Here is a 21,139-nt window from a genome sequence, read left to right as displayed (position 1 = left end):
GATCACCTTCCTGCTTTCAGTTCAAGTATTATATCTCGAAGCTCAGCTGCTTTTTCAAAATCTAATGCTTTCGCAGCCTCCTTCATTTCTTTTTCCATATTGGCAATGACTTTTTCTTTATCTTGTTTTGCTAGCTTGCTAACGCTTTTCGTTTTACTTTCATATGTTACTTGATCCTCAGCTGCAACAGTTGCCCGTATGACATCTCGTACTTCTTTCTTAATCGTCGTAGGTGTAATGCCATATTTTTCATTATAGGCTATCTGTTTTTCCCGTCTGCGATACGTCTCATCAATTGCAACCTGCATCGAGTTGGTCATCTTATCTGCGTACATAATAACCATCCCATTTTCATTACGCGCAGCACGTCCCATTGTCTGAATAAGCGATCGCTCCGATCGTAAAAAGCCTTCTTTATCCGCGTCTAATATAGCAACTAGTGACACTTCAGGAATATCAAGTCCTTCACGCAATAAGTTTATGCCAATTAGAACATCATATTTACCAACACGTAAATCACGAATCAATTCGATTCGTTCCAATGTTTTAATTTCTGAATGTAAGTAAGCAACTTTTATACCAAGCTCTTTTAAATAATCTGTTAAGTCTTCGGACATTTTTTTCGTTAATGTTGTAACAAGTACACGTTCATTTTTCTCCGAACGTATATGGATTTCTCCAATTAAATCATCAATTTGTCCCTCAATTGGTCGTACTTCCACCTCTGGATCTAATAAGCCGGTTGGGCGAATAATTTGTTCCGTCATTGTTGGAGAATGCTCCTGCTCATAAGGACCCGGAGTTGCTGAAACATATACGAGTTGGTTGGTTGCTTTTTCAAATTCTTCAAAACGAAGCGGGCGGTTATCTAATGCGGATGGCAATCTAAAACCATGATCTACAAGTACTTGTTTCCGAGCCTGGTCTCCATTAAACATACCGCGAATTTGCGGTAATGTGACATGGGACTCATCAATCATTACTAAAAAGTCATCTGGGAAAAAATCAAGTAATGTATATGGTGTTGCCCCTGCTTCTCGTAAAGTAAGATGACGCGAATAATTCTCGATTCCAGAGCAAAACCCCATTTCATGCATCATTTCTAGGTCATATTTTGTTCGCTGCTCTAAACGCTGTGCTTCCAACAACTTGCCTTGGTCACGTAACTCTTTTAAGCGCTCTTCTAATTCTTTTTCAATATTTTTAATTGCCAGCTTTAATTTTTCTTCTCGGGTTACGAAGTGAGATGCCGGAAATATAGCAATATGTTCTCTATCGCCAATAATCTCACCGGTTAGAGCATCCACCTCACGAATTCGATCGACTTCATCCCCGAAAAATTCGACCCGAATACAGTGTTCTTCTTTAGAAGCTGGTATAATTTCCACGGAATCCCCGCGAACACGGAAGGTACCACGTTGGAAATTGATATCATTCCGGGCATATTGAATGTCCACTAGTTCGCGCAGCAATTGGTCGCGATCCTTTTCCATTCCTGTTCGAATAGAAAGTACTTGACTTTTATATTCTTCTGGTGAACCTAAACCATAAATACACGACACACTTGCTACAATTAAAACATCCCGTCGTTCGAATAGTGCAGATGTAGCTGAGTGCCTTAGTTTATCAATCTCATCATTAATGCTCGCATCCTTTTCGATAAACGTATCTGTAGACGGCACATATGCTTCAGGTTGATAGTAATCATAATAACTAACAAAATACTCTATCGCATTATTTGGAAAGAATTCCTTAAACTCGCTATATAATTGACCGGCTAATGTTTTATTATGTGCAATTACTAACGTTGGCCGGTTTATCTCTTTAATTACATTGGACATCGTAAAAGTTTTCCCTGTACCAGTTGCACCTAGCAACGTTTGGTGTCTCTGTCCCGCCTTTACTCGCTCTACAATTTCTCTGATCGCATGGGGCTGATCGCCCTTTGGTTCATAGTTGGCAACTAGCTCAAATCTATTTTCCACTAGCTTCTCCTCCGATCCGTCACTAACTAATACTTATTCTATCATAAATCCTATTTATGTTAACAGAAAAACGAACAGATATTCGATGTTTATTTTAAACGTATAGAATCACTAGTCTTTACAGTCATTCCCTTTCCTTCGTTGTATAAATCCCTTACAACTTGATAAAGGGAGCATCCTATCTACTCATTTTACTCACGTTTTTGTATTATTTCCAATCAGTAATGTCAAAAGCATCAGTAACAATCCCCAATTATTACCAATACCTTCTTCTCTGATGAAGGCTTATTAAAAATTTGTATCCTTATTCACAAATGTAAAATACGTATGCTAAGTTAACGAAAGCAATGCTCTCATACATTTTCCCACTAAAATAGGCAGCACAAATAGGTTTCGCGCTGCGTGCTTGCTTTTACCTAACATTGATTAATTTTTAAGTTTTCAAGTATGCTTCAGCCCATGCCCTCGTTTGAATTTTTTCATAAGAAGATAAAGCAATGGTTATTTATGTCCAGAAAAGAGTTAGCTTTACTCCATTGTCTACCTAATTATTTTATTAAAATCATATCCTGCTTGGAGTAGCTGTTGGAAAATGTTTATCTTTCAAATGAATCAACAGCCTTATCCGTCTTCATAGCAAAGACGCAAGCGTCCGTTTAGAAACGAAAGCGAATGGAACAAATAAACGAAGGTTTTAGGAATCATGGTGAGGCACAAACCAATGATGACTTATCGTAGATCCGATTCGTGAAGTCGCATCGTTGCTGGGCGATGGAGCCGGACGCGACTTTTCGGTTATTTCGTTATTTCCAAGCACCTCATTTTATACTTTTTTCATCTCATAAAAATACCCTTTTAGACCCTGTTCTCATCCGCTGTTATCCGTTCAATGATGGTTGCAACAGAATCCGTCTCTATATTTTGAAAATAGCGATTTAATTGGTTATAAAATTGCTGTTGCTTATGATAATTAGAAAAATAATCAACTATTTGCTTTCCAATGGCTTTGTTTTTATCTATTTGCTGTACTAAACCTAAACGTGTTAGTTCATGTAAATTAATCCTCTCCTGCCCTGGTAAAGCGCCATAAATAAATAACGGTTTCCGTTTTATGAGGCACTCACTTACGGTCACCCCACCTGGTTTAGTAATAACAGCGTCCACCTGTTCATATAATTGATTTATTCTCTCTTTCGAAGTTAAATATCGTAATGGAGTTATATGACGATTATTTTCGGAAACAAGCTTTTGATATAATTGCTCGTTGTGACCACATAATACATATACATGTGTATCTGGGGTCAAATGAACATCTGCCAACAAACACTCCATACCTCCTGTCCCTAAGCTCCCGCCTGATACTAGTAATTGGCGGCTAGCCAGTTTACTCTGTTGTCTATATGTACGATAAAAGTCAGGATGTATAGGAATACCTGTAACAAAAATCTTATTCTCCTGTACTCCTGATTGCAATAAAAATTGCTTCATAGAGGATGTAGGGACCAAATGGTAGTCAATCCCTGCTATCCCCCACAAAGAATTTACAAAAAAATCCGTATACACATTCACCGTAATGGCGTGTAACTTTCCTTTTTGTTTTAAAATACTCGCCATATTGGAAGGCAAAGCATGGGTAAAAAACAGTATTTTCGGTTCGGTTTGTTTCAAGACTTTTTGCAGTACTGGACGAAATAGAGACTCATAATGCCACTGTCTTGATCTTTTTTCCGCTGCCTGTTTATACACCAAGTACGAATATAAGCGATCATACCCTTTAGGAAAGTACTTAATCCATGTCAAATACGTCGAAGACACTAGTTTTTCCATATTTTTAAATCCATGTCCAAATATGTCCACTTTTTGGTAATGGTGGCTTGGATGTATGCTTTTATATTCGGCTATTAAAGCATCTGCTACATGATGGTGTCCGCTTGGAATTTGTAAAAAAGGAAGAAATAATGCGTCTAATGGTTGTAGTTGCTTCATTGGTTTCATCCCATCGTCTGTAAATTCGTTTATTTTTGATTTCCGTATTTCATTAATAAATTTCCTTTTGACATAAATAAATAAACAGGCTTCATTGTTTTTTTACCCGTTAGGATATTGATAGGAAATAAAGTTGCCTTTTTAAATGTACGATAAAATACATTTTGTAGAGGCTGTTTTTCAAATCCAAGCTTCTCTGCTCCTTTAGACAAGTTTGTAATACCGATAATTCCCTTTACTCTTACATGTTCAGGATGTGTCTCTATATACGCAGCCAAGCTTGGCAGTGCTTGTTTTATACTGTGATAAATAGTAACAGCTCGTTTTATATCATTGGACTGATTGTACAATTCTTTAAGCAATTTAACATTGTGTAAATGGATTTTAACTAACACATCGTTTTTTTCTACTACTGTTCCATCAGAAAGGATCACTGTTGCCCCTTTATATTTAGTTAATCGAGCTCGCAGTAACGTTCTTTTTTGATTAGCTCCAACAATATACGTTAATCTCGAACAAGCAAAATAAACAGGATCAATACTCCCCCAGAAATATAATAAGAAATTCCTAATGAACATGAGGTACTCAACTCCAACAATTCTTTTTCTTTACTAGCTTGTATCAGTTTTTCAATATTATTACTGCATTAAATAAGAAAAATAAAAGCACATAGCAAGACATGAACAAAATGAGTTCCCCCTTACAGAAAAATGTATCATAATGGAGTTAAAAACCTTCTCCATATCAATGAACAAGGTATTCTTAGCCATACATCTCCGGTTTCACTATCTTTTAAAATACGAGCTGAACAAAGGCGGAAGGCGATTCGTGAAGTCGCCTAGTTACTGGGCGCTTAAGCCGGACGTGTCTATTCCGTTATATCGTTATCCCAAAGCAACAATTTTTATACTTTTTTATCTTTTAAAAAAACCTAACTTATTTCTGTATTTGTATCAGAAATAAGTTAGGTTCTAATAGTTAAAAGATGGAAGCACTCTCTTTGCAGACAATACTTGTGTATGGGATTACTCCTATGCAAAATAACTATCAGGGTTATCCTTCAGCCTCTGTTGCCTGGTGAATTTGTTTGTTGTGTGGAGGAGAGGTGAAAAATAAACCTAATCCGTGGTGATCACCTTGGTACCATGCCCCTTGTAGCAATTCCACTTCTCCTTCTTTATTGATGATTTCTAGCTTAAAAAATGCTCCACTCGTTTGCAAAGCATGATAGAATGCTTCGAGTTGATTAATTTTTGTGCCATTCACTTTAGTAATAAATGTTCCAGCTTTTATCCCTAAGCGATCAGCTGGCGAATCTGGAAGCACAGCGAGAACCTTCAATGCTTGATCTGTTGATTGAAAATAGCCTGTTTTATTTTGTTCTTTTATACGATAACGATAATTTATCAGCTCTCTTCCCAAAATAGCACACAAAACTGCTATAAGTGAAAAAACAGAATAATAAATGCTGCTAAAAGCAAATATACCTACTAATAAACTTAATAACAATGTAGACCGAGCAAGCTCTTTAGCTGCTATTGAAGGTTCATGAGCACGTACAATATGATCAAAGCCGAGAAGAAACGGGATAAGAATGAGACTATACGTTTCATCATTCAAAGTAAAATAAGGCCAGTAGTCTGCAAAAGGAGTTAGTGAACCTGTTGGGATAAGTGTAAAAAAAGGAATGACAGCCATTTTCTTTAGGTGGTGTTGTCCAACCCAGCCCCCTCGCTTACTGAGTGTCAACTCTGGATAGGTCAAACTCTTTCTTGCACGAAATAACATTATACTTTCTGCAAGCAGTAATATGGCTAATAAACTGGTTAATCCTGAGAAATGAATATTCGCACTTATTGAAGAAGGTAGTATGGATTGTAAATCGACCCATTTGGGTACAAACAATAAGATCAAATAGGCTATCCCAATAATATAACCTGCCGACAGTAGAGTAAGCCTACCAGTTAGACTAAGCAGGATAGAGACTGCACCGATAAGCAATATAACAGGATGTGTAAGCACTACACCTACGCCTATCGTATAGGCAGAAATGAACAAGCCAATGATAATTGAGGCTCCCCAAGTATATTTCCATTCGGAGAACAAATCATGGACTTTAATGCCGAAATCTTCTCTTTCTCGTTTAATCCGCTTTACTCCTGTAAAAATAATTAATATGAATGCCCAATAAAATAAAGGATTTAAAAATAATCTTCCTATCCCTTTTGCACTTTCCAATAGCCATGATTCCAACAAGTTTTATCACCTCAGTGCCAAATTTGCATTGCAATAAATTCACAAGCCAAGCCTAACTTTGGCGTCGTTTTTTTAATCTTACTTTATCTGTCTGCTTTGCTACCATCTTATTTACGTTAATAAAGGGTATCTTCAAGGCAAATCTTTTGCTGACCTCACCATTAATTGCTCGCGTAACACGTATAAATCTATCTGGGAAAAATCCGCGAGGGAGACTCGCGGATTGATTATTACTCATCAATTACTGATACACTTCTTTCAATGCTGTTTCCAGCTGTTGATCATCTTTTCCTTTACGGATGTTATGAATCACTTTCGTTTCAATCATTTTAGCCGTTTGTTCGTCTATATTACCAGATGAGGGTAAATCATTATCTTGCTGAAAAGCTTCTACTGCTTTTGCTGTTTTTGCACTAAAATAACCATCTGTACGTCCCGGGTCATAACCTAACCCTTTCAGCATCACTTGTATATTTTTAATTTTATCCCCAGTTTGGTCTTGCGTCAATGGATCCTTAATTTCTACAGGACTTGTATAATAATATTCAGGTTGTTTTTGTTTTACAGTTGGCTCAACACCTTTTTCATGAATCCAATTGCCTTTCGGTGACAACCATTTGGAGAGGGTGAGTTTAATCGTACTTTCATCTCCTAACGGAACCGCTTGTTGAATGGTTCCTTTACCGAAGCTTGGCTGGCCCACTATATCATAGCCCATTTCTTTCATCGCCACAGCTAATATTTCCGAAGCAGAAGCACTTCCTTCATCAATAAGCACACTAATTGGATATTCTTTCTTTTGTTTTAAATCAGAGTAATATGGTGTCTTTTTCCCATTTTGATCCTCTACTTGTAAATAAGGTATATCTTCTGGGACAAATTGTTTTAACATATCCTCAACGACATTTAACAACCCACCAGGATTCCCTCGAACATCAATAACTAAACCTTCAATACCATCCTCTTCCATTTTCTTCAATTGTTCATTAAACTCTTGAGCTGTTCGCTCGGAAAAGTTGGTTACTTCCAAAATGCCTGTTTTTTTGCCGTCTACTTTTGTTATCTTACTGTATACCGTTTCTTGTGGAATGGTATCTCTGACTATCATTACTTTAAATGGGTCAGAAACTCCTGACCTGCGAATGGTTAACTCCACCTCGGTTCCTTTTTCTCCCCGTATTTTCGCAACCGATTCGTTTTGACTAAGCCCTTTGAGGCTTTCTCCATCTACTTTAAGCACTTGATCATTTGGTCTTAAGCCCGCCTTTTCCGCCGGAGAATCCTTCACAGGCGCTACAATAGTTAATACATCTCCAACCTTATTTACTTCTGCTCCAATTCCTTCAAAGGAAGACTCAATCTGTTCATTGAATTTCTTCATTGTTTCCGCATCCAGATAAGAACTGTATGGGTCCTCCAACGTGGAAAGCATTCCTTGAATGGCACCTTCTGTCAACTGCTTGTCATCAACATCTTCCAAATAGTTTTCTTTGATTAATTGAAAGGCTTGATCTATTTTTTCTATATTTTCAGGTACAGATGCATTCGATTCTGAATCACCGCTTAAATCAACGGCCTGCTCAACAGCCGGTACTGTCTTCTGGGCTAGTTTCACACCTACATAACCACCAACTAGACCAATAGCCAGCGTTACTATAAAAAGCAGTACAATATGTAACTTTCTTAATTTCATTCTTCCACCTCAACTCATTTAACATTTGAAACTTCTTACTGCAGCACCCATAAATTTTAGTCAAGATACATAGGCATACTTCTAAAGTTACCCCTCACAAGCTTAACATATGTTGTAAAAAAATAATTAATATAACGTATTCAAACAAAATAGTACATTATTTGCTGTTCGCATTCATTGTAAAAAGATGCATTTCCAATCTAACTGCTTATCCTTTGATACAACGCTTAGTAGGTTATTTAACAATAGAAACAGATAAGATACTTTTCATTTCTACCCATGTTTATGATGTTATTATACATGTTATCATTAAAAAAGACATCAATCGAATGGCATAATGATTGATGTCTTTTCCATATTCTTCACAGTTAATTTAATACACTCATTGGGTCAATGGAATTGCTTTTGTTGCCATTCCAGCCGCCACGATGCACTTCAAAATGTAAATGTGGACCAGTAGATTGTCCTGTGTTGCCACTAGCACCGATCACTTGACCAGCACTTACCGTTTGTCCTTGGCTTACTCCAATACTATTCAAATGAGCATATAGAGTCGTATACGATTGTCCGTTAATATTGTGCGATACTAAGATAACATTTCCATACCCTGACATACCTGCTTGTGCTTCCGTATTTGTCATAATAACTACCCCAGATGCTGCAGAGCGAACTGGTGTACCTATTGGAGCTCCAAAATCCGTTCCGTGGTGAAATGCACCTCGGGGTCCATAATGGGAAGTAATCGGAGCTGAAATAGGATAATTCAACATGCCTCCGCCATTTTGTGATGGCGGAGTAGAACCAGTACCTGATCCTCCACCTGTACTAGGACTTGGGCTGAAGTTAGAATTGGAACTTGAATTCGAGCTAGACCCACTGTTAGCAGTAGATGAATTACTTGAACCAGATGAAGAAGCTTTTTGTTGTTCTGCTTGTTGCTTTTCTCTCTCTCTAGCTAACTGTTCTAGTTCACTTTTCTCTGACTGAGCAAGCTGTTTTGCTTTTTCAGCTGCTTCCGCTTGTCTAGCTAATATTTCCTGCTCTTCTTCCACGCTTACTTTATATGCTTCCAATTCTTTATGTTCATCTTTTAAACTAGCCATTAATGTTTCTTTTTTCGATAGTTGATTATCCAACTGCCCTTTTAATGCAACTAAATCTTGTTTTTGATTTTGTAAAGACTGCTTCTTCTGCACCACTTCAGTCTTTTTATTTTCTACATCAACTTTGTTTTTTTCCACTGCTATTTTATCAGCTTGGTGCTCTTCCATAATCGACTTATCTTGATCCATAATCGTATTTACAGCAGAAGAGCGACTAATAAAGTCACCGAAGCTTTTGGATCCTAAAATGACTTCTATGTATTTCATTCCTCCACCGTTTTGCTGGATATTACGAAGGCGATCCTTTAATAACGCTTCACGCTTTTTAATACGTTCTTTTAATAGAACAATTTCCTTCTTCAATTGTTCAATTTGCGTTGTCAACTCTTCTACTTGTTGGTTGGTCTTGGTTATCTCCGATTCCTTTGTACTGATTTGTTTTAAAGTTGCCTGTAAGTCAGTGTCAATAGAATTGATTTCTTTTTCTACGGCACCCTGTTTATCTAGGTTTTTATTAATCTTTTTATCTGTTTTTTGAGAATCACTTTGTAAGTTATTTCGTTTTTGTTCAAGTTCTTTTTGTTGCTGTTGTAACTCGTCAATTTTTTTATTTAAATCACCTGTCGATTGTGCGGAAATTGAAGTTGTTGATAATGTGATAGTTGAAGCTGCAACAATGGTTGACAATAGGACTGGAAACTTTCTCATTGTTTGTTCACCTTTCCCTCCGTAGTTTTTGTATGTTACACACGATAGAGATGTCAGAGACACCTCTAACCAATGTGTTCTCTATGCTGATTGATCTTAATTAACTTATACTTTTAGGAACTTCCTTACACTCATCACACTTCCCCATACACCTATGACGGCTCCAATGGTTAATACAATTCCTGAAAGCTGAAAAGCGAATGGAGAGTATGGTAAAATCTCAATAAATTTATAAGTGGTTTGTTGGCTAACAATGTCTTGTAAGTAATAGTATCCAGTTAGCACAATCACAATTGGAAGGATAGATCCTAATACACCGAGTAATAATCCTTCCACGAAAAATGGCCATCTAATAAATCCATTCGTTGCCCCTACGAGTTTCATAATCCCGATTTCCTTACTTCTAGCCATAATTGTAATTTTAATAGTATTTGAGATTAAGAAAATCGCTGTAAATACCAAGCCGATAATCAAGACTAACCCGATAGTTCTTGCATACTTATTAAATTCAAATAATCTTTTAACAACGTCTTTTCCGTACACCACTTCCTGTACAGCGTCCATCTGTTCAATTTTTTTAGCTATTGATGCTGTATCTTTAGGGTCTTTGGTTTTTACGATATAGACATGATTTAATGGGTTGTCCTGCTCAAACATTTCCCATGCTTTTCCCTCTTCACCCATGCTCTCAACCAATTTATTCAGTTCATCATCTTTGGAAGAGAAGACTGCCGACTCCACACCGTCCAGTTTTTTGATGGATTCTCCTAGAGCTTGAATATCTTCCTGATTTGCAGTTTGGGTAATCATCGCATCAATTTGTACATCATTTTCAATGTTATCTGCGATTTGATTTAAATTAAGCATTAATGCCAAAAAGGCCGCAACTAAAATTAATGTTGTTGTCACTGCTCCAATTGAAGCCATTGTCATCCAGCCGTTACGACTAATATTTTTAAATCCTTCTCGTATATGTCGCAAAAATGTTCTAAATTTCATAGCCGTATTCACCTCGATGCTCGTCTCTTACAATAACTCCATTTTCAATCGCAATAACACGATTTTTAAAGGTATTGACAATTTCCTTACTATGGGTTGCCATAATAACCGTTGTTCCTCTATCATTGATTTCCTGTAATACTTTCATAATTCCCCATGATGTATCAGGGTCTAAGTTACCTGTGGGTTCATCAGCTATGACAATTTTAGGGTTGTTAACAATAGCGCGGGCAATGGAAACACGTTGCTGTTCACCGCCAGATAACTCTTGTGGCAGTGACCTGACTTTGTGCTTTAAGCCCACTAAATCAAGTACTTCCATTACCCTTGTTCGAATAAGTGCTGGAGGTGCTTCGATCACTTCCATTGCAAACGCAACGTTTTCATAGACTGTTAACTTGGAAAGCAACTTGAAATCCTGATAAACCACGCCAATATCTCTTCGAATTAAGGGCACTTTCTTTTCTTTTAGTTCATTTAGATTCACATCATTGATATAAATCGTTCCTTTGGTTGGTTTTACTTCACGTACTATAAGTCGAATAAGAGTAGACTTTCCTGCTCCACTTGGTCCAACTATGTAGACAAATTCTCCACGATCAATTTCTATATTTATTTCACTCAAAGCTGAAACGCCATTATCATATGTTTTAGATACATCTTTCATTTTTATCATTAAAAAATCACCTTTATTTTTTATTGTAACTTGCTAAGTGTATTCATCAAATAATCACTCCTTGAAGAAAGAAGTGAGGAGTGATCCCATATCATTATAACATCTTTCCGCACGATTTTTAGACATAAAATTATTACATTTGTATTTCAAAGGTAGGAGTTTATGAAACATCTTGTCATTTTATAGAAAATCAAGGGTATTTAGCACTATTCTTGATAAAGGATATATTTCCCTATTATTAATAAGTGCTTCGTTTATCAGAGGAGAAACATGGATTACGGAAAAAGATAGGGGAAACCGCTATATCGTTACATTTCCAGATTAAAAAAGCTTACTTGACATAAAGCAAGTAAGCTTTGTTTCTTATATCTACTATTTCTTTTCGGCCAACCAATCAGCAAGCACTTGAACGTCATCTCCAGTTGCCATCCCTGCTGGCATGCTTCCTTTACCGTTGTTAATAATGTCGGCAATTTCTTCAGCAGAGTAATCGGATCCCACTTTCGTTAAGTCAGGTCCGTTACCACCACTTAGATCAGCACCGTGACAGCTTGCGCAATTGCTTTCATATATTTTTTCAGCGCTTGCGGTATCAACGGAACCACCTTCTTCTGTTTGCGTTTCTCCCTTATCTGCTGACTCTTCAGATGCATTATCATCATCGCCGCCCCCACATGCACCTAATACCAACACTGTGCCAAACAGCATTGCTAACAACCACTTTTTCATCATGCAAATCCCCCTAACAAAATATTGATGAATGATTCATTACCTCTATTATAACCAATTTTTGCTGTTTTAAAACACTTCCCAATGCCAAATATTGCTACCTGCAAATGTTAAAAGCTGCTATAGCAACACGTAAAGCCATTTATGACTAATTTATGAAAAATAATTTGGACTTTAATTTACTTGTTGCCGAAGATATGCATCGATAAACGGATCAATGTCCCCATCCATTACAGCTTGTGTATTACCAATTTCCACGTTAGTGCGATGGTCTTTTACCATAGAATATGGATGAAAAACATAGGAACGAATTTGACTCCCCCAGCCAATCTCCATCTGCTCTCCACGGATTTCTGCTAACTCTTGTTGTTGTTTTTCAATCTCAAGCTGATATAATTTTGATTTGAGCATTTTCATGGCCGCTTCACGATTTTTTATTTGTGAACGCTCATTTTGGCAAGTAACAATCGTATTCGTCGGTACGTGTGTGATACGGACAGCAGAATCTGTCGTATTGACGTGCTGCCCGCCTGCTCCACTAGCACGGTACGTATCAATTTTTAGATCTTCAGATTTGACTTCAATATCAACATCATCTGTCATTTCAGGAGTTACTTCACAAGAAACAAACGAAGTATGTCTGCGCCCTGACGAGTCAAATGGCGAAATTCGTACTAAGCGATGGACGCCTTTCTCTGCTTTTAAATATCCATAAGCATTATGTCCTTTAATAAGCAATGTTACACTTTTAATTCCGGCCTCATCACCTGCTAAGTAATTTAGTATCTCCACTTGAAAATTCTTTTTTTCAGCCCAGCGTTGATACATCCTCAACAACATGCTCCCCCAGTCTTGTGATTCCGTACCACCTGCTCCAGGATGTAATTCTAAAATGGCATTATTTGCGTCATAAGGTTCACTTAATAAAATTTGTAATTCAAAGTCATTTAGCTGGTTGCGTAAAGATTGGAGTTCTTCGATCAATTCCTCTAGTAATTCTTGATCATTCTCTTCCTTAACAAGTTCATAAGAAACCTCTAAGTTATCATGTTGCTGTTCAAGGTTAGAAAAATTATTAACATACGTTTTTAGATGGTTCATTTCACTTATTACATGTTGCGCTTTATCTTGTTCATCCCAAAATCCAGGCGCAGTCATCTGTAATTCTAAGGTCTGAATACGTTCTGTTTTTGCTTCTAAGTCAAAGAGACCCCCTAAAGTCATTGATTCGGTTACTCATTTTATCCAATTCATTTCTAATATCTACAAGTTCCAATGCAATCACCTCTATCATTTGATTATTGTCTAAGCGGTAGGAAAGCACTCCGTATTTGGAGTGCTTTGACATACTTATTTTCCGTGACAGTTTTTATATTTTTTGCCACTACCACAAGGGCAAGGATCGTTTCTTCCTACATTCTGCTGCTTCACAAATGGTTTGCGTGTTTTTTTCTTCTCTTCTTGCCCTCCTGAAACAGCTTGTGTATTTTTTACTACTTCCTGACGCTGAAGGTTATCACGAATTTCTGCTTTCATTATATATTTAGCAACTTCTTCTTCCATACTTTCAATCATGGACTCGAACATAGCAAATCCTTCTAGTTGGTACTCCCTTAGCGGATCATTTTGTCCATATGCACGCAAATGTATACCTTGGCGAAGCTGATCCATTTGATCAATATGATCCATCCATTTCGTGTCAACTGTACGGAGCAGGATTACTTTTTCAAACTCACGCATTTGCTCCTCAGTCAACTCTTGTTCTTTTTCATCGTAGCGTGCTTTTACTTTTTCCATAATCCATTCCGTTATTTCTTCTTGGTCTTTCCCTTTGAGATCATCTTCTGTTATTTGCTCAGGATCAAGCAGGTTTCCTGTAACATAATCCACAATCGCTTTATAATCCCAATTATCTTCATCATCATCTTGCGTATGTGTTGCAACAACACGCTCTAATGCGGATGCGATCATATTTTCAATAATCTCGCGAAGATTACCTTCAGCATCGATAACTTCAAAGCGTTGCTTATAAATTATCTCGCGTTGCTCTCGCAATACATCGTCATAAGATAAGACCGTTTTACGAGCGTCGAAGTTATTTCCTTCCACTCGTTTTTGCGCTGACTCCACGGCACGGGAAACCATTTTACTTTCAATTGGCTGGGAGTCTTCCATTCCTAATCGATCCATCATCGAACGTAAGTTATCGGAGCCAAAACGGCGCATAAGTTCATCTTCCATAGACAAATAGAACTGAGAAACACCAGGGTCTCCTTGCCGACCAGAACGTCCGCGTAGCTGGTTATCAATCCGCCTTGATTCGTGACGTTCCGTTCCGATAACAGCAAGCCCACCGAGTTCAACCACGCCTTCACCTAATTTAATATCTGTCCCACGCCCGGCCATATTAGTAGCAATTGTAACTGACCCGCGCTGACCCGCGTTTTCAATGATTTCAGCTTCACGAAAATGATTCTTGGCATTTAATACTTCATGTTTAATGCCAGCCTTTTTCAGCATTTTTGAGATAAGCTCGGAGGTTTCAACAGCAACGGTACCTACAAGGATAGGCTGACCTTTTTTATGGCGTTCTTTGATATCTTCAATTACTGCACGAAACTTCCCTTCCATCGTCTTGTAAATTAAATCTGGTTTATCGTCACGGATAATTGGTTTATTTGTAGGGATGGCGATAACATCCATATTATAAATATTCCTAAATTCTTCTTCTTCCGTCTTTGCAGTACCCGTCATACCAGCAAGTTTATTGTACATGCGGAAAAAGTTTTGAAACGTGATGGAAGCTAACGTCATGCTTTCATTTTGGATTTGCAGACCTTCTTTTGCTTCAATCGCCTGATGTAGTCCATCACTATAGCGACGTCCTTTCATGAGGCGCCCAGTAAATTGGTCGACGATAACCACTTCGCCTTCCTCAACCACATAATCATCATCGCGATGCATGGAAACATGTGCTTTCAAAGCTTGATTAATGTGGTGCGTTAAAGAAACGTGATTTAAGTCGAACAAATTCTCGATAGAAAAATAGCGTTCTGCTTTATTAATTCCTTCTTCAGTAAGCTGAACACCTTTTGTTTTCTCATCGTAAGAATAGTCATCTTTCGTCAATGTGTTCACAAAAGCATTTGCTTGTTGATACAAGCTTGCCGATTTTTTCGCAGATCCTGAAATAATTAATGGTGTTCTCGCTTCATCAATTAAAATAGAGTCTACCTCGTCAATAATCGCATAATTCAATGGGCGTTGTACCATCTGTTCTTTGTACAAGACCATATTATCACGTAAATAGTCAAATCCAAATTCATTGTTCGTTCCATAAGTAATATCCTGATGATAAGCTTCCCGTTTTTGTTCTTTCGTAAGACCATTACCATTTAATCCAACTGTCAATCCCAGGAATTCGTAAAGTACACCCATTTCCTTCGCATCACGACTTGCTAAATAATCATTTACTGTAATAATATGCACGCCTTTACCAGCTATTGCATTTAAATAAGCAGGCATCGTTGAAGCTAATGTCTTTCCTTCCCCTGTTTTCATTTCAGCAATGTTGCCTTCATGTAAAGCGATAGCTCCCATTAATTGTGTTTGAAATGGGCGCATACTTAATGCACGTTTGGCACCCTCTCGAACAACAGCATATGCTTCTACAAGCATATCGTCGAGGGATTCCCCATTTTGATATCTTGTTTTAAATTCTTCTGTTTTCTGTTGTAATTGGTGATCAGAGAGCTTCACCATCTCCGGTTCTAACGCCTCAATTTGGTCGACGATTTTCTGTAGTCGTTTTAATTGACGTTGCGTTCCATCTCCAAAAATTTTCTGTAATATTCCAGCCATTTATGCAGCACCTCAATATTTATCAAAAATAACGAATTTCAATTCATTTAGATACCATATTGCCTATACCTTTTTTATTTAAAAGCAAATGGATAGGGCATCTATGGTTAATTGCTAGTTTAAATATTCTCATCCAACATTTATCATAACACTTTCTAAAGATAGATGACAACTTGGAACATAAAAACAAGTCTGTCGTGTATTTACTGAGCTATTCTTACTTTTATGCCGCTTGCATCTTCTATTCTTAGACCGAGGGAGTCTACAACGCCTTTTTACGGGATAAAGGAATCATGCCACCAAAACAGGAGTATGCCGATGCCTGGGCGGCAAGCCCGTCTTTAGCCGCCCTTCCTCTTAGCGACAAACCGATGAGGACTTATCGTAGGGCAGATTTCTAAAGTCGCATCGTTGCTGAACGATGGATTCGGACGTGACTAGTTAGTTATTTCGTTATCCACAAGCATCTAATTTTAGACTTTCCTATACAAATACCAAAGAGTGGTTCGGGGATGAACCACTCTTTTTAGAGAGGATAATAGAGGATATATGGAGGTTCTTGCATTCATGCGGGGAGATGTGATAACGAGATTTTTATCGCTCTAGTTTCATCGTTCCCTCCTTTAGCACTGCTATTTGTCGATGTAACACAGCTACAATCTCCACAAGTTGACTGATGGTTCTCTCATGCTGCTCCACCTTTTGGCAAATTTGCTGTAAATGAATAGTTTTATCACGGTCCAATTAACCACCTCCTGCTCTTGTATAATTTATATCACATACGAACTGGATTAAGCTAATCGGCAATTTTTAATTTTAGGCATAAAGTCGACATTATTCTTCAATACACAGGTTAAAATACCTAGATAAAAGGTCTTTTTTGGTTTTTTCGTCCATTATTATGAAAGCGTTTTTTGAATTTAGTATTTTCGACACCAATTTTCGACATTTTTTACTGAGATTAGTAATCTCTAATTGAATACAATCATAATGGCATCTTATTGATGGCTCTAATCGGTCGCATTCACTTATTTCAACTTTCTAAAAGAAATATAGCATGATGATTGACTTTTTAATAACAGACATAAGGCTACATGTTAAGTACTCTCTTTTTCTATTCCATTTATAATCAATTGGTTGGAATATCAAAAACCAGCTGTAAAAACAGCTGGTCTTCTTCTTTTTGGGATTTTATTTGTAAACATATTTTTATTTATCAATCTAAGCGTTCGGTTCAATCAATCCGTATTTTCCGTCTTTTCGGCGGTAAACTACATTAGTATCACCGTTCACAGCGTTTTCAAAAACATAAAATGAATGACCCAACATATCCATTTGTAGCACCGCTTCTTCTGAATCCATTGGTTTTAGGTCAAACCGTTTGGTTCTAACAATTTCTATTTCAGAAGATTCCTCTTCCTGCTCCCCATTCAAAGCATCTTTTTCCAATTCCGCAAAAACATGCTTTGGAGATCCTTTTTGTCTAAATTTTCTATTCACTTTAGTTTTATGTTTTCTTATTTGTCTTTCCAGTTTATCAACAACTAAATCAATAGCTGCGTAGAGGTCGACATGCTGTACCTCGCCGCGTAGTAGCAGATTAGTCATCGGAATCGTAACTTCAATCCTTTGCTCATCATTATAGACACTTAAATTTACATGTACTTCGGAAGTTGGTGGAGTATCAAAATATCTTTCTAGTTTGCCTATTTTTTTCTCCACATAATCACGTATAGCTCCCGTTACCTCAAGATTTTCACCACGTATGTTAAATTTCATATCAGTGTCCTCCCTTCTCCTGATACTCTCATTATACAACGTTTTCCATCAAATTTCCTGTTAAAACTATTAAAATGTTAATGAACCGTTAATCTAAATCGTGTAACCCATGCTACGTACATATTTAACCTATTTACATTAGGTTTACAAATGGATAGTATCAATCTTTATTCGGTTTAATCCAACAAGCGGTTTATTGTAATGGTTTTATTTTTTTCGATCTAAAAACATCCCATCACGGGCTTGTATCGTTTCATAAGGATTAGCATACTTACGATTAGACTGTTTTTGTTTTTTCACCTGTTTCATTTCTAATTTTAATGCATCAAATAATGAATGCATGCATGGTTCAATCAATTGATTTAAGCGAATTACTTCTTGCGCTGTTGCTTTTTCAGCTTCCGAATACGGAGGGAACAGTAAATCCATTTGCTTGCCTCGCTCTTCCATTAAATTATTCACTTTCGCAATTAAGGCTTCTCGTTCCTTAGAATCCGTTTCTTGTTGAAGGAGATCGTATAATTCTTGGGTTATGTTGTATAGTGTTACTAAACGGTTCATTACACTTGAGCACCTTTAGTATATTGGTGTTTTCTTGTTTGCAAGATGACCTGCTTCCAAGTGTCGCGAAACTCAATAGCGAATTCTAGTACTTCGGTTAAAGCAGTTTTATCATTGTGCATATTCGCTTCCGTTAAGCGATGGAGCATATATTCATAAAGTGACATAAACTGGTGCGAAATATCCACTTCCACATCTAAAGTAATCATCAACTCACGAATAATATTTTGTGCCTTTTGGATATTGGTATTTTTAGCTTCAAACTGATCGCTTTCCATATCTTTCATTGCCTGTTTAATAAACTTAATACAACCGTTGTATAACATTAAGGTTAATTCTGAACTCGATGCTGTGTTAACTGCGTTATTTTGATAAGCCTGATATTTTTTATTGAAGGACATACTATTCACTCCCATCTTAATTACATGCCGCCACCGAATTGGGACAATAGCTGTGCCGACTGTTGGTTCATACGTGATATTGCTTTTTCCATCGCCGTAAATTGGTTCCAGTAGCGGGTTTCCACTTGTGAAATGCGAGCTTCAAAAGCCTCTATGCGCTCATCTATCTCCTTCATTCGTTTTCCTAACGTATAGCTTTCCAATGAAGGTGTTAGCACACTGCCAGCTTTTTCACCAATTTGTTTCTTTGTAACTTCTAAGGAATCCTCTAATCGTTGAACGAGTCCACGTGATTCTCCTTCATCGCTATTAGTAAATAGCTTTTGAACGTCTGCAGGATTGTCACGAAGTGCTGATTTTAGCTTTCCTTCATTAACGATTAGCTTCCCACCATCTAAGTAGTCTTTAGATGTTTCAATCCCAACCTGAGTTAATGAAGTATACTCACCACCAGTTTCCACCTTAGCATACCAACTGGAACGCAAGTTAAACAATCCACCAGATATGGTATTATCCCCTCGTAACAGTCCACTTTTAGCCCGTTCTTCCCACAGTTCAATTTCATTTTCAGACATATCCTTCTTTTGTTCTTCAGTTAATGGTGGGAAATCGCGATAGCGTTCCTCCAGCTGCGAACTATTTAACGCTTCAACAACTTCGTTATATTTATCAACAAACTTCATGATCTTTTCGTAAGAAGCTTCTACATCATTTGTTACCGTAAGGCTTGCATTTTTACCATCTGTCGTTTGCTTAAATTCGAACGTTATTTTATCGTCTAACTTATAGGAATTCGTTTTGGACTCCATCTCTAGCCCACTATTATTGTACTCAAATTTCGCATTCGTTCCCCCTTTTTCCTTGCTCATATCCATTTGAAGAACGTCAGCTAAAAATGAACCTTCGGCAAATTGAATTTCAGCACCATCGCGATAATTACCCGTTTTTGTTGTTTCCATAATTACTTTATTACTAGATTCATCATAAAACATGCGAACATTATTATCGTCACGCGATATTTTCTTTAACACATCTGATAATGTATCTCCTGCTTGAATTTCATATGTATATTCTTGTGTTTCCCCCTTTTCATTCACTGTATTAAATGTAACTTTTTCCCCTGCCATTAGTTTATCTGTCGGTTTGATAGTCAATTCGTTTTCACTCACATTAATAGCCGTACTTGCTAATTGATTGACTTTAATTTGATATGTACCATTCGCAGTATCAGCGTTCGCTGTTGCAATTACGGCATCCTGTAGTGAGGAACTAACCCTCTTTGCGTTATATGCTTCACTTTTTTTCATTTCAATCATTAAATTATCTAACTCAGTTAGTTTACTATTAATTTCTCGAAATGCATCCCTTTTCCACTCGAGTTTCGTACGGTCTTGTTCCAATTTATTTAATGGGATTCGTTCCGCACTCATAAGCTTATCTACGATTTTCTCGATTTCCATTCCACTTGTCAAACCACCAACACGCATAACCATTATACACTCCACCTTTTACTCATTAATTATGTTAGGTTGTTCAAAAACTCGCTATAAACGTTACTTTTAAAGACACATTTTTAACATGTCTTATATTTTTTCATCAATTAAGATCCCCATAAGCTCCGCCATATCGGCATACATATCTAACATTTTTTTAGGAGGAATTTCTTTAATAATTTCGTCTGTCAATGGATTCACGACTGCCACATAATATTCATTCAGTTTTTCATGGTACTTAAATCGTAAATCCGTTCGTAACGGCTCAATAAATTCGTTCAATTTGTCTACAGCTGTTTTTAACTTATCTTTTGTTACACCACTAAAGGAGTCCCGAACATCGCCACTCTGCTTGGCATTGGTTTTCGTCGCTTCTTTCATAACTACTGGCCGGTCGTTCTGACTTTGTAACTTAGGGTGTGATCCGGCTCCAATGCGTTCTAATCGCATATCCATCTGCTCCACAACCTTTTTATTTTTATATCGGAATAGCAGGGAACTTATTAAAGCAATTATTTAACAGAGTTACTTAAAAATTGCTATAAAACGGTACTTTGATCTAATTGCTTCCTTTTTTAACTGTCTGTAATTTCTTAGAAACTTTCGTAATGGTGGACATTAGAGGATAAATGCACACCTTATTTTTTCTTGATCTATTACCGTTTGTCCAACCTGTACATGAACATGTTTTATGTTTTCTTTAATAGATTGACTAATTCATTTGGTATATTTACTGCTTGATTGTTTTCATGCATAATATCCAAATAAATCTCCTTCCGATAAATATCTACAGATGAAGGAGCACTTATTCCTATCTTCACTTGATCTCCTTCAATTCCAAGCAGTTTCACTTCAATGGCTTCACCAATTTGAATGGCTTCATTACGTTTACGAGTTAATACAAGCATG

Annotated in this window: 18 protein-coding genes; all 18 read right to left on the bottom strand. The window is 37.2% G+C overall.

The window, feature by feature from the left end:
* Positions 1-2 precede the first annotated feature (2 nt).
* The 18 genes from uvrB to csrA all read right to left on the bottom strand — a co-directional run bounded on the left by uvrB (position 3) and on the right by csrA (position 21,138).
* Positions 3-1,985: an excinuclease ABC subunit UvrB gene (uvrB, locus tag D1839_RS09035; RefSeq protein ID WP_120379575.1), complete on the bottom strand. Its 1,983-nt coding sequence runs from the start codon at positions 1,983-1,985 to the stop codon at positions 3-5.
* 855 nt (positions 1,986-2,840) lie between these two features.
* Complete coding sequence (locus D1839_RS09030) at positions 2,841-3,971, bottom strand: MGDG synthase family glycosyltransferase (RefSeq protein WP_158589630.1); 1,131 nt, start codon at positions 3,969-3,971, stop codon at positions 2,841-2,843.
* 29 nt (positions 3,972-4,000) lie between these two features.
* Positions 4,001-4,549 carry a YkoP family protein gene (locus D1839_RS09025; protein ID WP_120379573.1) on the bottom strand — a complete coding sequence of 183 codons (549 nt, stop codon included), beginning with the start codon at positions 4,547-4,549 and terminating at the stop codon, positions 4,001-4,003.
* Between the two features lie 475 nt (positions 4,550-5,024).
* Positions 5,025-6,227, bottom strand: coding sequence for a PDZ domain-containing protein (locus D1839_RS09020; protein WP_120379572.1), 1,203 nt, complete (start codon positions 6,225-6,227; stop codon positions 5,025-5,027).
* 241 nt (positions 6,228-6,468) lie between these two features.
* Complete coding sequence (locus tag D1839_RS09015; RefSeq protein ID WP_120379571.1) at positions 6,469-7,920, bottom strand: S41 family peptidase; 1,452 nt, start codon at positions 7,918-7,920, stop codon at positions 6,469-6,471.
* A 368-nt stretch (positions 7,921-8,288) separates the two neighbouring features.
* Positions 8,289-9,731: a murein hydrolase activator EnvC family protein gene (locus D1839_RS09010; RefSeq protein ID WP_120379570.1), complete on the bottom strand. Its 1,443-nt coding sequence runs from the start codon at positions 9,729-9,731 to the stop codon at positions 8,289-8,291.
* A 105-nt stretch (positions 9,732-9,836) separates the two neighbouring features.
* A complete protein-coding gene (gene ftsX / locus D1839_RS09005) occupies positions 9,837-10,730 on the bottom strand; it encodes a permease-like cell division protein FtsX (RefSeq protein ID WP_120379569.1) in 894 nt (297 codons plus the stop codon).
* On the bottom strand, positions 10,720-11,406 hold the full coding sequence (gene ftsE, locus D1839_RS09000; protein WP_120379568.1) for a cell division ATP-binding protein FtsE: 687 nt from the start codon (positions 11,404-11,406) through the stop codon (positions 10,720-10,722). Before ftsE ends, ftsX begins: the two co-directional genes overlap by 11 nt.
* 372 nt (positions 11,407-11,778) lie before the next feature.
* Complete coding sequence (gene cccB / locus D1839_RS08995; protein WP_286168705.1) at positions 11,779-12,138, bottom strand: cytochrome c551; 360 nt, start codon at positions 12,136-12,138, stop codon at positions 11,779-11,781.
* A gap of 171 nt (positions 12,139-12,309) precedes the next feature.
* Positions 12,310-13,411 (bottom strand): peptide chain release factor 2 gene (prfB, locus tag D1839_RS08990; protein ID WP_120379628.1). Its coding sequence is split into 2 segments (ribosomal slippage): positions 12,310-13,338 and positions 13,340-13,411, totalling 1,101 coding nucleotides; the frame shifts between segments, so codons are not numbered across the junction.
* Between the two features lie 74 nt (positions 13,412-13,485).
* Entirely contained in the window at positions 13,486-15,996 is a 2,511-nt protein-coding gene (gene secA / locus D1839_RS08985; protein ID WP_120379567.1) for a preprotein translocase subunit SecA, read from the bottom strand.
* 594 nt (positions 15,997-16,590) lie between these two features.
* The gene (locus tag D1839_RS08980; protein WP_158589629.1) at positions 16,591-16,740 is read right to left on the bottom strand and encodes a hypothetical protein; all 150 of its coding nucleotides are present in this window, start codon (positions 16,738-16,740) and stop codon (positions 16,591-16,593) included.
* A 477-nt stretch (positions 16,741-17,217) separates the two neighbouring features.
* Positions 17,218-17,775: a ribosome hibernation-promoting factor, HPF/YfiA family gene (hpf, locus tag D1839_RS08975; protein ID WP_120379566.1), complete on the bottom strand. Its 558-nt coding sequence runs from the start codon at positions 17,773-17,775 to the stop codon at positions 17,218-17,220.
* Between the two features lie 207 nt (positions 17,776-17,982).
* Positions 17,983-18,336, bottom strand: coding sequence for a flagellar protein FliT (locus D1839_RS08970; RefSeq protein ID WP_120379565.1), 354 nt, complete (start codon positions 18,334-18,336; stop codon positions 17,983-17,985).
* On the bottom strand, positions 18,336-18,737 hold the full coding sequence (fliS, locus tag D1839_RS08965) for a flagellar export chaperone FliS (RefSeq protein WP_120379564.1): 402 nt from the start codon (positions 18,735-18,737) through the stop codon (positions 18,336-18,338). The genes D1839_RS08970 and fliS overlap by 1 nt, the downstream gene beginning before the upstream one ends.
* Before the next feature lie 20 nt (positions 18,738-18,757).
* The gene (locus D1839_RS08960) at positions 18,758-20,230 is read right to left on the bottom strand and encodes a flagellar hook-associated protein 2 (RefSeq protein WP_199690044.1); all 1,473 of its coding nucleotides are present in this window, start codon (positions 20,228-20,230) and stop codon (positions 18,758-18,760) included.
* A 90-nt stretch (positions 20,231-20,320) separates the two neighbouring features.
* Entirely contained in the window at positions 20,321-20,680 is a 360-nt protein-coding gene (gene flaG, locus D1839_RS08955; RefSeq protein ID WP_120379626.1) for a flagellar protein FlaG, read from the bottom strand.
* A gap of 239 nt (positions 20,681-20,919) precedes the next feature.
* Positions 20,920-21,138, bottom strand: coding sequence for a carbon storage regulator CsrA (csrA, locus tag D1839_RS08950; protein ID WP_120379563.1), 219 nt, complete (start codon positions 21,136-21,138; stop codon positions 20,920-20,922).
* Position 21,139 lies beyond the last annotated feature (1 nt).

The organism is Roseburia sp. 1XD42-34 (assembly GCF_009917385.1).
Taxonomy (GTDB): domain Bacteria; phylum Bacillota; class Bacilli; order Bacillales; family Amphibacillaceae; genus Virgibacillus.
Note: the sequence above shows the minus strand (reverse complement) of the source record. Positions and strands in the feature narration are given on the sequence as shown.

What these genes read in the sequence shown, in the direction of transcription:
- D1839_RS09030 (WP_158589630.1), bottom strand. Translation starts at nt 3,971, where the DNA reads ATGAAGCAACTACAACCATTAGACGCATTATTTCTTCCTTTTTTACAA.
- ftsX (WP_120379569.1), bottom strand. Translation starts at nt 10,730, where the DNA reads ATGAAATTTAGAACATTTTTGCGACATATACGAGAAGGATTTAAAAAT.
- D1839_RS09015 (WP_120379571.1), bottom strand. Translation starts at nt 7,920, where the DNA reads ATGAAATTAAGAAAGTTACATATTGTACTGCTTTTTATAGTAACGCTG.
- flaG (WP_120379626.1), bottom strand. Translation starts at nt 20,680, where the DNA reads ATGCGATTAGAACGCATTGGAGCCGGATCACACCCTAAGTTACAAAGT.
- csrA (WP_120379563.1), bottom strand. Translation starts at nt 21,138, where the DNA reads ATGCTTGTATTAACTCGTAAACGTAATGAAGCCATTCAAATTGGTGAA.
- D1839_RS08970 (WP_120379565.1), bottom strand. Translation starts at nt 18,336, where the DNA reads ATGAACCGTTTAGTAACACTATACAACATAACCCAAGAATTATACGAT.
- D1839_RS08960 (WP_199690044.1), bottom strand. Translation starts at nt 20,230, where the DNA reads ATGGTTATGCGTGTTGGTGGTTTGACAAGTGGAATGGAAATCGAGAAA.
- cccB (WP_286168705.1), bottom strand. Translation starts at nt 12,138, where the DNA reads ATGATGAAAAAGTGGTTGTTAGCAATGCTGTTTGGCACAGTGTTGGTA.
- D1839_RS09025 (WP_120379573.1), bottom strand. Translation starts at nt 4,549, where the DNA reads ATGTTCATTAGGAATTTCTTATTATATTTCTGGGGGAGTATTGATCCT.
- hpf (WP_120379566.1), bottom strand. Translation starts at nt 17,775, where the DNA reads ATGAAATTTAACATACGTGGTGAAAATCTTGAGGTAACGGGAGCTATA.
- fliS (WP_120379564.1), bottom strand. Translation starts at nt 18,737, where the DNA reads ATGTCCTTCAATAAAAAATATCAGGCTTATCAAAATAACGCAGTTAAC.
- ftsE (WP_120379568.1), bottom strand. Translation starts at nt 11,406, where the DNA reads ATGATAAAAATGAAAGATGTATCTAAAACATATGATAATGGCGTTTCA.
- D1839_RS09010 (WP_120379570.1), bottom strand. Translation starts at nt 9,731, where the DNA reads ATGAGAAAGTTTCCAGTCCTATTGTCAACCATTGTTGCAGCTTCAACT.
- secA (WP_120379567.1), bottom strand. Translation starts at nt 15,996, where the DNA reads ATGGCTGGAATATTACAGAAAATTTTTGGAGATGGAACGCAACGTCAA.